Origin of the sequence: Bernardetia sp. Wsw4-3y2 (assembly GCF_037126295.1) — a bacterium.
Classification (GTDB): Bacteria; Bacteroidota; Bacteroidia; order Cytophagales; family Bernardetiaceae; genus Bernardetia.
On record NZ_CP147017.1, the window covers coordinates 4,573,547 to 4,586,327 of the forward strand.

General features: G+C 30.8%; 11 protein-coding genes. 5 read left to right on the forward strand and 6 right to left on the reverse strand.

Features of this window, described 5'->3' with window-relative positions:
- The first annotated feature begins 56 nt into the window (after window positions 1–56).
- The 3 genes from V9L05_RS19175 to V9L05_RS19185 all read left to right on the forward strand — a co-directional run bounded on the left by V9L05_RS19175 (window position 57) and on the right by V9L05_RS19185 (window position 2,200).
- Complete coding sequence (locus V9L05_RS19175; protein ID WP_338813512.1) at window positions 57–662, forward strand: TlpA disulfide reductase family protein; 606 nt, start codon at window positions 57–59, stop codon at window positions 660–662.
- 102 nt (window positions 663–764) lie between these two features.
- The gene (locus V9L05_RS19180) at window positions 765–1,676 is read left to right on the forward strand and encodes a DUF4835 family protein (protein ID WP_338813513.1); all 912 of its coding nucleotides are present in this window, start codon (window positions 765–767) and stop codon (window positions 1,674–1,676) included.
- Between the two features lie 200 nt (window positions 1,677–1,876).
- Entirely contained in the window at window positions 1,877–2,200 is a 324-nt protein-coding gene (locus V9L05_RS19185) for an SCP2 sterol-binding domain-containing protein (protein WP_338791827.1), read from the forward strand.
- A 205-nt stretch (window positions 2,201–2,405) separates the two neighbouring features.
- Here the strand turns inward: V9L05_RS19185 and V9L05_RS19190 are convergent, their stop codons facing one another.
- The 4 genes from V9L05_RS19190 to V9L05_RS19205 form a co-directional block, all read right to left on the reverse strand.
- A complete protein-coding gene (locus tag V9L05_RS19190) occupies window positions 2,406–4,493 on the reverse strand; it encodes a PP2C family protein-serine/threonine phosphatase (RefSeq protein WP_338791826.1) in 2,088 nt (695 codons plus the stop codon).
- 303 nt (window positions 4,494–4,796) lie between these two features.
- Entirely contained in the window at window positions 4,797–5,948 is a 1,152-nt protein-coding gene (locus V9L05_RS19195) for a CaiB/BaiF CoA-transferase family protein (RefSeq protein ID WP_338813514.1), read from the reverse strand.
- Between the two features lie 288 nt (window positions 5,949–6,236).
- Window positions 6,237–7,022 carry a tetratricopeptide repeat protein gene (locus tag V9L05_RS19200; protein ID WP_338791824.1) on the reverse strand — a complete coding sequence of 262 codons (786 nt, stop codon included), beginning with the start codon at window positions 7,020–7,022 and terminating at the stop codon, window positions 6,237–6,239.
- A gap of 206 nt (window positions 7,023–7,228) precedes the next feature.
- Window positions 7,229–8,281, reverse strand: a complete 1,053-nt coding sequence (locus V9L05_RS19205) for a tryptophan 2,3-dioxygenase family protein (protein ID WP_338813515.1) — start codon at window positions 8,279–8,281, stop codon at window positions 7,229–7,231.
- A 255-nt stretch (window positions 8,282–8,536) separates the two neighbouring features.
- Between V9L05_RS19205 and V9L05_RS19210 the strand changes: the two genes are divergently transcribed.
- Window positions 8,537–9,373 carry an adenosylcobinamide-GDP ribazoletransferase gene (locus V9L05_RS19210; protein WP_338813517.1) on the forward strand — a complete coding sequence of 279 codons (837 nt, stop codon included), beginning with the start codon at window positions 8,537–8,539 and terminating at the stop codon, window positions 9,371–9,373.
- A gap of 340 nt (window positions 9,374–9,713) precedes the next feature.
- On the opposite strand, the gene V9L05_RS19215 is transcribed toward V9L05_RS19210, so the two are convergent.
- The gene (locus V9L05_RS19215; protein WP_338813518.1) at window positions 9,714–10,415 is read right to left on the reverse strand and encodes a hypothetical protein; all 702 of its coding nucleotides are present in this window, start codon (window positions 10,413–10,415) and stop codon (window positions 9,714–9,716) included.
- A 178-nt stretch (window positions 10,416–10,593) separates the two neighbouring features.
- Window positions 10,594–11,502 carry a hypothetical protein gene (locus tag V9L05_RS19220; RefSeq protein ID WP_338813519.1) on the reverse strand — a complete coding sequence of 303 codons (909 nt, stop codon included), beginning with the start codon at window positions 11,500–11,502 and terminating at the stop codon, window positions 10,594–10,596.
- 171 nt (window positions 11,503–11,673) lie between these two features.
- On the opposite strand from V9L05_RS19220, the gene V9L05_RS19225 reads away from it, so the two are divergent.
- Complete coding sequence (locus tag V9L05_RS19225; RefSeq protein ID WP_338813521.1) at window positions 11,674–12,747, forward strand: agmatine deiminase family protein; 1,074 nt, start codon at window positions 11,674–11,676, stop codon at window positions 12,745–12,747.
- Window positions 12,748–12,781: the final 34 nt, after the last annotated feature.

Sequence of the window (12,781 nt, forward strand, 5' to 3'; positions counted from 1 at the left end):
ATTATACAACTTCAATTTTTATAAAAAATATTCAAACTCACTTAATTTTAATTATTATGAAAAAATTCATCTTATTTATTGCTCTTATTGCTTCGGCAGCTTCTTGTGCTAGTGAAAAAAAACAAGCTAGTGCATCCACAGATGATTCTAATGTTACTGCTTCTACTCAGAATCGCTTTTCAAATACATCCAATACTTCTACTAATACAAGCACAACAACAGAAGACAAAGAACCTGAAAAAATCTTTGTCGGTCAAACTAATGCTGATGGCAGTATAAAGATGTTTGAAGATGTATTAGCAGAATATAAAGGAAAAGTTATTTATGTTGATTTTTGGGCTTCTTGGTGTCCTCCTTGTCGTGGTGAAATGCCTAGCTCTCAGAAGCTACACAGTCAGTTTGAAGGAAAAGATGTAGTGTTTTTATATGTTTCTTTTGATAGAGCTGAAGATAAATGGAAAAACGGAATTGAGCAAATGGATATTAAAGGAGTGCATTTTTATCCTGCTTCTGATGCAACTCAAGCTGTTTCTACCCAATATGGAATTTCAGGAATTCCTCGTTATATGTTAGTAGACAAAACAGGAAAAGTAGTTAATCCAGATGCACCTCGTCCTAGTTCAGGTCAAGTAATTGCAGGTTTGATTAATCAGTATTTATAAAAAATAATTCTCAAATCATAAGTTTTTAGTAAATTGAACGCTATAAAGAAAAATTATAAATTCTTTATAGCGTTTTTTTGAATTTTATAAAAATAATCATCAATGAAGAAATATATTTTTTTAGTTTTTAGTCTTCTCTTTGTATCATTTTCAAGCCAAGTGTTTGCACAAGAGTTTCGTTGTAATGTAATTATTAATGATTCTCGTGTAGAAGCTCAAAATCAACAAATTGTGGGGCAACTTACCAAAGCTCTGACAAAGTTTATGAATACGACACAATGGACAGAAGACCGTTATGAAGAATGGGAGCGTATAGAATGTAATATCTTGATTACGCTAGATAAAAATACTGACCTTTCTCAAGGAATTTATTCAGGAGACGCTCAAATTCAATATAATCGTCCTGTTTTTGGAACAGTTTATACTTCACCAATTCTAAATTATTTTGATAAGAACTTTGATTTCGTTTACAAACCTAGTGAACCCTTAATTTATATTCCTAATTCCACTAATAATAATCTGACTTTGATGTTGGCTTATTATTCTTATGTTATTTTAGCATTAGACTATGATTCTTTCTCTTCTTTGGGAGGAACACCCTATATCGAAAAAGCACAAAACATTATTAATAATGCACAAAGTACAGGAGTTGCAAATTCGGGATGGCAGAATAATGATATTCGTTCAAGATATTGGTTAGGAGAAAACTTAAACAGCCCTCAATTTATAGATTTGAGAAAAGGTTTGTATGATTATCATCGTTTAGGGCTTGATGTGATGCTAGAAAAACCAGAAGAAGCTCGTAAAAAAACAATGGAAGTATTGAAAAAGTGGAAAGAAGTAAGTGCTATTCGATTAAATGCCTTGCTTATTCAAACGCTCTTTGATGCAAAAGGAGAAGAACTTTATCAGCTTTTTTCAAACGCAGAAAAGGATGAAAAACTCAAAGCTGCTGAGATTTTGCTTCAACTTGACCCAGCACACGCAGATTTATATAGAAAACTTCAAAACTAATTACTATTTTTTTAGTTTAATTCTTAATAAAAAACGCTGCAAGCCGAGTTTTTTGTGTTAAATTGCAGTATAAAAATACCGAAGTAAATAACTTTGTATTAGATAATAAATGAATTATTTAACTACACTGAATATTCATTTTATTATTTCAAAATCGTAATCATTATTAAATTACTCACATCCAAAAGTAAAATAAAACTATGAGCTTAGAATCTTTCACAGAGCGTGTAAAAAAAGTAGTCGGAACAGATAGTGGACTAGGAAAATCAGTTAAGTTTGATCTTAAAGGCGAAGGGGTTGTTTATGTAGATGCTACTCAAGTTCCAAATGTAGTTTCTCATGAAGACAAAGATGCAGATTGTACAGTTAAGATTTCAGAAGAAAATGCTAACAAGATGATTGATGGTTCTTTGAACTTAATGGCAGCTTATATGACTGGAAAAGTAAAAGTAAACGGAGATATGGAAATGGCTATGAAAGTAGTTCAACTTATCGCTCGTCGTTCTAAAGAAGGAAATATATAGTTTTTTAATGATTAATTTTTAACAATTAATTATTAATGTAATTCAATTCAAAAAAGGCTTTTAGTTCTTATTGAACTAAAAGGCTTTTTTTGTTATTGTTATCCTAAAACCAACGGCAGTTTTTGGTTCAACAGTAATCTTGAAATACTTTAAATATCTTATTTGTATTCATTAATCACTAAAAATTAATCGTTCATAATTGTATTTAGTCAAAACGCATCACCATAACAGTATAATCATCTCTCAAATCATCTCCTTCTATAAATTGATAAATATCATCAATAATTAATTCAGCTATTTGAGAAACGCTACAATGAGCATTTTCTTCTACAAAGTTTTTGATTCTATCATACCCATACTCTTCCTTTGAAACTGGGTGACGAGCTTCATTTATTCCATCTGTATAAAGAAAAAATATATCTCCTTCTTCATAATCAAAAATAGAAACTTGGGTATGTTTTCCATAAGTGCCATTTCGAATGATTCCCAAACCAATTCCTTTTTCTTCTAAAAAGTCAGACTTTTCTTCTCTTGCATTATAATATAAAGTTGGACAATGACCAGCACGAGAAGAGTAAATTTTACGTTTTTCAGTATCGATAATCAAATAAGTAGCTGTAATAAAAAGACGAGCTTCTAAACACGAACTAAGCGCATTGTTGGCATATTCCATAAATAAGTCAGGACTTAAGTCTAACCGAACCAAACTATGAAAAATACCCTTCATTTGTGCCATATAAAACGCAGCCGAAGTTCCATTTCCTGCTACATCTGCAATAATAACAGCAAAACGATGGGGAGCAACTTGAAAATAATCATAATAATCTCCACCTACTTCGTCAGCAGAACCCGCTTTTACACAAATTTCAAACTGATTATCTACATCAATAATATTAGGTAAAAGACTTTCCTGTACCCTATGAGCAATCTTTAATTCATTCTGATAACGTTGTGTTTCTACTGCTGTTGTGATTAGTCTAAAATTATAAATAGCCAAACTTGCCTGTGTTACAAAGGATGTAAGTGTTGTCATGACTACATTATCAAAAGCATTATCGACTTCTTTTAGCAAAACAAGTGAACCCAAATAGCTTTTGTTAGCAATCAAAGGTAAAGACAAAACAGATTGATAAGTTTGGTCTTCATATTCTCTTTCAAAGAGCTGCATAGCTGAATATTTTCTAGGCTTACTTCTATCTAATCCTCTTTCATAAATTACTTTTTTGAGTTTTACGGCTTCACTATTTGAAATGTCTTTTGTGATAAAATCTCGTTGAGAGTTCCATATTTCTAACCACGCAGCATCTGCATGAAGTGTTTGAATAGCACTTTCTAACAAAACTTTATAAACTTCTTTTTCATTATCTCCACTTAAAAGAGATTCGGAAAGTTTCTGAAAACTAGCTAGTTCTCCAATTTTTTTCTCAAAAACCGAAGAAGTAGGAAGATTGAAAAGTAGAAGAAGTGCGCTTGTAACCGAGTATATTCCTGTAAAAATAAAGGTAGCCATAAAGAAAACAGATTTTTGTAAATCAATTACTAAATTCCGAATAGGTTGAGATTCCGTTTGAAGTTGTGCAATATCATAATAACGCAAAAATTCAAATAGAAAATAAATCTGAACTCCTAGAATAACCAACAGTAATAAAATAGAGCGAATCTTTTGATTAAAATCTAAATAGGCAACCCAACGAATATTGACAGACAAAACAAACGCCATCAATATCAAAAATAGCAGGATAATTTGAGAATAAGGAGAAAAAAATTGGAAGCCAAAAAAGTGAAAGAAGAGGGTTATGAAAAGTGTATATTCAAAACTCTTCATCAAAGTACGCATAAATTTGTTAGCCTGATAGGTTATCAGGTGTTTCCATTTATGATAAGCTGTCAGTAAAAAGCCTACAAAAAGCCCAAAATCTACGTGATAAATGAAGTTATAAAGCATTGTATGCTCCAAAAGATAGTTGGATGCTACACTAATGAATACATTTAGCATCAAAGAAAGTGCAACAGAAACAATACTTGATCCAAATGCTTTCCAAAGAAAGCCATAAAAATCTTCGTTGTCATCTTTCTGAACATCAATCCTGCGAATAGTAAAAAATGCACACAGAAGAAAAGTATTGAACAAAAGTCCTTTAATCCAAATAGGTAGGTTTTGCTGAATTTCTTGATAGCCTTGCACTAACAAATATTGTTCTATCATACCATAAGCAGTCAATAGAACCCACGAGAGCATCGTAAGGAATAACAATATTGTTTTATAGCCTTTTTGAGGCAGAGCAAAATTCATATAACTAACAGAAAGAAAAGGTTTTATTAATGGCTTTTACTAATTCTACTATTCAATAAAAAATAGAACTATACCATAATTAAAATAGGATTACAAATTGTTGCAAGCTACGAAAAACTATTGCCAAAAGATACTCTATTTTCATAAAAATAAACTTTATGTGATTTTTGGCACAATCAATGACAGAAAACTCAAATCGTAGCTATATTTTTACAAAGTAAGCGATATAGTTTAACTTTTTTCTAAAAAAAAAGATTTTATTCTATTAAATATAAACAGATTGGATAAAAACTAACTACATATTTAATCGAATTTGGGTGGTGCACTCAAATCTAAATTATGATTTTGATTATCAAAACGAGCAATAAAGTTTTTTACACCTCTTAGTCCTGTTTCTTTATCTTCAAAAAGTAGATTTTGAGCGACTTCATTTTCAAAAGCCTTTGGAATATCATTTACACTTCCAGCAGGAACATTGTTTTGTTCTAAAATATGTAAAATTTCTTTACTCTCTGTCTCTAAAAATGCTTTTTCTAAAATAGGACGTAACATCTCTCTATTTCTAACTCGGTTTGCATTCGTTTTGAAACGTTCATCTTCTGAAATAGAATCAATATTTAATATTTCACACAAAACAGAGAATTGTTTATCACTTCCTACAACCAACATTAGACTATCTGTTTTGGTCTGAAAAATTGTTCCATACGGAAAAATATTTGGGTGTTCACTCCCCATTTTTTGAGGAGAATGACCTGCATTGAGCCAATTTGTAGCTTGGTTGGCTAATGATGAAAGTGCAGATTCGTAAAGAGAAACAGTTACATAACTTCCTTCAAAATTACTTTTTCCTTCTTGTTCTCTTTTTAGAAGAGCCACTAACAACCCTTCTTTGAGTTGGTGTGCTGCCAAAATATCGACTAAAGCAACAGGCATTTTTGTTCCTTCTATTTTTTGTCTTGTTGTGGTTGTATCTTTATTTACTTCTTGTTTTTCACCATTCATAAATACAAAACCTGTCTCTGCTTGAATAAGCGCATCATAACCTACCTTAGAACTTTCTATTCCATACCCTGTAATATGTCCGTAAATAAGTGTTGGATTAATTTTTTTGAGTGTTTGATAATCTACTCCTAATTTTTCGGCATCTCCTTTTTTATAACTCGCCAAAACAATATCAGCATCTTTTATCTCTTGATATAATTTTTTTTTATCTTCATCATCATAAATATTGAGAGCAAGTGATGTTTTACCCCAATTGATAGACGAAAAATAAGCTGATACGCTATTTGAAGAGTTTTCAGAAGGAAGTTTCCAAGAACGTGTAACATCTCCAGAAGTCAAAGGATTTTCTATTTTTATAACTGTTGCTCCACATTCAGCAAAAAATTGCCCAACCGAAGGAGCAGCCAAAACACTTGCCAATTCTATAACTTTTAAGTCTTTAAAAATATTCATTGATTATTATTTTCTATTGTATTTACTAAGCTCAAAAAAACTCCTTCTAATTTTATTAAAAGGAGTTTGTTATGTCACAATTAAAATCGTGTATTTTGCGTAAAACAGGGTTAAAACCCTGTTCAATTTATAATTTTACCATTGTTGGTGTCCCCACCAACGATAGTAAAACGCAAATAAACTTATGTTACACTGTACTAAGGAATTGAAATTAAATAAATTACTAGTTGTATAATTTGTAATTGTGTTTGTATTCATTTATCATTCACAATTAATAATTTATCATTCCTAAGCTGCTTTTTTACCTTTCATGCTTTCTGCACGACCTAAAGCTCTTTTTGCTTTGCTTACCATATCAGATTTTTTATGTTGCTCAATAATTGTTTCGTAAGCCTGTATAGCCATCGAATAATCATTTTTGAGTTCGTAAGCTAAAGCTAATTTCATCAAATATTCTGGTGTGAAAAAGTCGTTTGGAGAATGATTTGAAGCTTTTTTGTAATAAGTAACTGCATCGTCTAACTTATCAAGTTCCATATAAGCATCTCCTATTAAAGAATATGCTCTTGCCTGAACTAAATAGTCATCAGCATCAAACTGTTTTAAACTTTCAATAGCTTCATTGAATTTTCCTTCTTTTAATAAGGCTGTTCCTGAATAAAAAGCAGCTAAATCACCAGCTTTAGTCATAGAATACTCATCAGCAATTTTCTCAGTACCTACTGTTGTAGTTGCATCACCTTTAAGAGCTGTATTCAGTGAGTCATTTTCAAAGTAAAATTGAGCTGCAAAAAGTTCTTTTTGAGCTTCTGTTTCTTTTTTCTCTACATAAAATTGATAAACAAAAATACCCACTATGACGAGAGTAATTGCACCTAAAGCTATAAAAACACCAGTTCTTAATCCTTTGTTTTCGCTTACTTCTAAGATACTTTGTTGCAAACGGTCAGCTTCTACAGCTTGGTAAAACTGTTCTGTTCCAGCTTCAATATCTGGGTTTATATCCTGAACTTCAGTTTTTTCTCCTGCTTTAGCTTGCGCTTTTACTGTTTTTTTGTCTGTTGTTTTTGCCATTTTGATTTTATGTTTGATTTTATAAACCCTAAGGGTCTTTAATACCCTAAGGGTTTTAAAGAACAAAAATTCGTTTGTTATTTCTTTATTATTTCAAAATATTTACTCTTTTTGAATAAAATTTTAGGCTGCAAAGGTAACAAAAATATTTTTTAGGTTACTAATTCCAAATCCGTTTTTTTATAAAAAGATGTAATTCTATTTTTTTACTCAGCTACGCCATTTTCATTTTTGGTAGAAGAATTTGGTTTTCCTTCTGAATGAAAGTCTTTGGAAGGTGATGGAGTCGTTACACGAGTACGAGAACCTACATGCTGAATCACCCACGATTTCCCCCAGTTTTCTAATTCTTCCTCACTCCAAAGAGAAGGATAGAAAACTTGTTTTTGAAATCTAGGAGGAAGATACTTTTGCCAGTTTGTTCCACCTGTAGCTGAAATGGCTTGTGTATCTTTATTGAGATAACGGACAGCAGCTTGAAAGTGAGAAAGTCGCCAATCTATATTTACAAGAGCATCAAGTGTTCGGAGTTCTTCTATTATTTTATCTTTTAGATTAGATTCTTGCAGACGATTAGAAAAAATAAACCACAAATTACGAGTTCGGCAGCGTTTAGTGAGTTTTAATAAATCTTCTGAATACTTTCTTTCAAATTGTCTTAGAGTAAGCGTTTTGTGTCCAGATTCTGTTTCTATTGCACCTCTTTTCCAATAGGCATAACCAAACATTTCTTCAATACGAGAATGTTCATCAAATAAATCTCTTTGACTGGCCTCCACCAAAAAACGAAAATCAGTACATAGGATTTCTATTTGACGGTATTGTGCTGATTGAAAACCACTAGCAGGAAGCAAAGACATTCTAAACTTCAAAAATTCGTTGTAATCCATTCCTTCCACCATTATTTCAAAGGAATTGACTAAATGTCTGAAGTAACGATTTACACGTCTTATTTTTTCCAAAAACACCTTTCCATTGCTATCTTTTAGCCAACTTACTTGGTTTAGCTCGTGCTGAATGAGCTTAAAATAAAGCTCTGTTATTTGATGATAAGTAATAAAAATAGTCTCGTCTGGGAAATCAGTTTTTGGGTCTTGAAGACTCAAAAGTGTATCCAAGTGAATATAATCCCAATAGGTCAGATAATTTGCATACAACAAACCATCTAAATAAGAGACTAAATCTTGTCCCATCGAATCATATTTGACAGCTAATAATTTTATTTTTTCTTCTATTTCTGGTGTAAGTTCGAAATCCATATTTTTCGGAAAGTGTATATCGTTTTTGCTAGGTCAGTTTATAAGAAAGTAAAAATAAGAAAAAACGAACTGTTTTTTTAATCTCATTTGAATATTTTCGACAGAAAGAGAATTTTTAGGGTTAGTTTTAGAATTTTTCAATGCATTTTAAATAAGGTCTGAAGAGTTTGCAGAGAACAAAGAGGAATGAAATACATTTTGAATATATTTGTTTTTGTTTTCTAACTTCTAAAATCTGATTTTTAATTTTATTTTATGAAATTTTATCTACCTAATTTCCAATCTCTACTTCCTATTCTTCATTATCAGTTACGTTTGTTTTTGACTGCTTTGATGTTTTATACACGTATTGCTGTTCCAAAATGGGTAGATTATAGCGATGAACAGCTAAATAAATCATCTATTTATTTTCCTTTTATTGGTTGGTTAGTGGGTGGAATCGCAGCACTTGTTTTTTGGGGAAGTGAATTTTTATTTTCTCATTATGTAGCTCTTATATTGAGTATGATTGCTACTGTTTTGCTGACTGGAGCATTTCATGAAGACGGTTTTGCTGATGTCTGTGATGGTTTTGGAGGAGGTTGGGAAAAGCTAAAAATACTGGAAATAATGAAAGATTCTAGGATTGGAGCGTATGGAATGATTGGAACAGCTCTTTTATTATTTTTGAAATATACAGCTCTTCTGACACTTTTTGAGTTTATGACTGCTAGTTCACTAAATTCTTTTTGGATAATTTTTTTGATAGGACATAGTTTGAGTCGTTTTACAGCTCTTACTTTTGTGTATACACACCAATATGCTCGTGAGGATTTGTCTAGTAAAGTAAAACCGATTGCAAAACAACTTTCTGCTACTGAAATTATAGTAAGTTCTGTTTTTGGATTTTTACCCATTTTTCTATTTTCTCCTTGGGCAGTTGGTGCGCTTGTCATTGCGCCACTTTTTGCACTCAAACTCTATCTAGGTTATTATTTCAAAAAATGGATTGGTGGATATACAGGCGACTGTTTGGGAGCTACTCAGCAGATTGCAGAAGTAGTAATTTATCTTTACTTCATTGCTGTTTTGAAATTATTAGAGAATTTATAGATTCCTTCCAAAAACAAAAAGACCCTTACAAAATGTAAGAGCCTTTTTCTATTCAATCAGGAAAACAATGAATCTTTAATGTCTTTAATCTATTTGTGTTTTTATAAAATGCCTTCTTTGTATTTGAAACAAGAAAAAATACATAGAAGTAGGTTAATTTCTCAATATATCTTATTAACTCTACAAATGTATAAATTGTTTAACATTTTTCCAAAAAACATTAACAATAAAAGAGTTTTTTTAATTGAAAACAAAAAAAAAAACCTTTAGCAAAGACTGTAAAAGATTTTTGTATAAAAAATAGATTTTTTTGTTTAGTTTAAAATAAACAAAGGTTAAACTAAAATCTACCTAATTTGACTGAAAATTGAAAAGCAAATCCTTGTAAAGCATTTTTTGAAGTTTCTAAAAGTTTGACATCATCCGTAAAACGATAACTTCCTCCCATCGAAACTCTCAAAATTTTGGTAAGATTCATCTCTACCATTGCACTTGGCTCAAGAACAAAGAAAATTTCATCATCTAATAAATCGTCTTCGTGATTGGTATAAGCTATTTCATGTTTCCAATCTTTTACATAACCTACCCAACCAGCACCAATCGTAGTCGGAAAAGTAACATGAATAGGCAAACGAGAACCAATGATAGGTTCAAGAGTAACACCACCATATCCCATCAATAAACGAGCATTTTGATTTTGAAATACATCACTAGAAATTGTCTTTTGTACAGTCGGTACAAGTCCTTGTCCCATAAATCCAATATTCATTACTCCATTTACATTCCAACCAATTCTACCACCAGTCAGAATAGCAGGTTCGCCAATAAGCTTAGTTGCTTTTGTGTCCCACGCCATAAAAAAGCCACTTCTTTGTGTAGAATTTTTTCCAAAAATAGTAATTGGGTCAGAAGTATTTTTTTCTTTGGTATTTTTCTCATTTATAACTTGTGAAGTAGAATCTTGTGAAAAGGATGAAAATGAAATAAAGAAAAATAAGATAAAGGTAGAAAGAGATAAAGTATAAAATTTAGAATGTGTCATAGTTGAAATAGTTAAATTTGATTTTGAAATTGAATTTGTGATTTGATTTGTAACTATGACGAACAAATCAAAAGAGTTCCCCTACTCATTTTTTGAAGAAAATCTGGATTTGAAGTTTTTTAACAAAGTAAAAATGTAGTGTTTTTTTGTAGTACATCTTTTATGGTGCTAAATTCCATCATAAAATTTGATTAGTTATAAATTTCTGTATTTCCTGTTTAGCTTGATCAATATCTAATGTATAAACTTCGTTATTTTCAACAATCAAATCTGATAAATACTCGTTTGGATTGTCAATATCAAGATAAGGAAGTAATTTAATTACCATCTCAGCAATATTTTTGCCTTTCACATCATATCTAAAAAATCTATCTTCTCTTTTCCATACTTTTGGAGTGAAAATTGAAATTATATCTTCATACGAGAACTTGTCTACTGGAATATGTGAAAATGAAAGGATAATATCCTGCCCTCTTTCCAAAAATAATCTATTTATTCTTCGTTTGAATTTTTGTGCAGTAATTATGGTAGTATATCCTACAAGAGAACTTCCATCATCAAAACAAAAATTGAGTTTTAGTATTATTTCGAACTCATTTGTTGTTCTATATCTTTGACAGAAAGTTTCAGTAAAAGGCTCAAATCTTAATTGTTTTTTGTCAGAAAGACATCCTTCTGCTGCCATAAACTCTATCTTATTCAGACTTATTAATTTAGCATTTTTATCAATAACTGTTTCTTCTATTCCGAAGTTATAATCTGAGTCAAATTGAAAAAAAAATCTACATTTCATTTGATATTCGAAAAGACTTCCAGCTTTTACACTAGAAAAATTATCCAACCAATCTTCGATGAAAGATTTTAAAGAAATATTTGTTATTCCCTTTTTTGAAATAAATCCACGATAAGCACTCAAGTGAATATAACTGTTACCAATCCAACTATTAGAATCTTTAACAAAATCATCTATAGAGCATAGATAAGAGTAAGTTTTAAAACACGTGTCAAGGTCAGACTGAATAATATCTCCTACTATCTCCACATAATCGTTATTTACATCAATTTTGTCTATTTTTAATTTTAACATAATAAGTGTTTTATTTTTCTAGATAAGGAATCAAGCTTATTACAAATTATTTTACATCCAATAGAATCTGATTTAGTTCAATTTTGTTCCAAAAATTGCGTTATTTTGTACAAGTATCACAGAATTCTTAGTCTGTGCAAAAAAATAAAAATATCTTTCCAACAGACAGGGATGTCTGTTATACTTCTACAAATTATGTCTGAAAATTCGTCTATTTCTCGTCGTCTTCCTGCTGAATGGGAAGAACAATCATTTGTTCAACTTACTTTTCCACATCAAAATTCAGATTGGAAAGATGATTTGGAACTTGTAATACCTGTTTTTATCGAAATCGTAACCCAAATTACTCGTTTTGAAAATGTACTTTTAGTTTGTCAAGATAAATCAGAAACTGAAAAATTATTTAGTTCACTATTAAATGAAAATAAAAAACAGTTTGAAAAAATCACTTTTGTAGAAATAGATTCGGATGATACATGGGCAAGAGACCATGGCGCAATGACTGTTTTTCAAAATGGTGAAAAAATCCATTTAGATTTTACTTTCAATGGATGGGGAAATAAATTTGAAGCATCTAAAGATAATTTGATTACTCAAAACTTAAAAAAAGAAAATTATTTGAAAGGAAAAGTAGAGCAGATAGACTTTGTATTAGAAGGAGGTTCGATAGAATCTGATGGAGAAGGTACAATCTTGACTACTTCTGAATGTTTGCTTTCAAAAGAGCGAAATCCTAATTTTTCAAGAGAAGAAATAGAAACGAAAGTCAAAAGTTATTTTGGTGCTAATCGTATTTTGTGGTTAGAACACGGTGCATTAGAAGGAGATGACACAGATGCACACATTGATACGTTAGCTCGTCTTTGTCCAAATGATACAATTTGTTATGTTGCTCCTCCAACAGATAAATCAGATTCTCATTATAAATCTATGAAAAAAATGGAAGAAGAATTAGAAAGCCTAAAAACTAGAGATAACAATTCCTATAAATTAATTCCTTTGCCTTTTGCACCTGCTGCCTATCACGATGAAGATAATCGTCGTTTGCCAGCTACGTATGCTAATTTTTTGATAATTAATAAAGCTATTTTAGTACCTACTTATGAAAATAGAGATTTAGATAATTTAGCACTTTCACAAATTCAAAAAGCTTTTCCTGATAGAGAAATTATTGGAATAAATTGTTTGCCTATCATTCGTCAGCATGGTTCTTTACACTGTTTGACAATGCAATTTCCGAAATAAAAAAAGCAAACTAAAGTGTCCTCTGCATTTTATT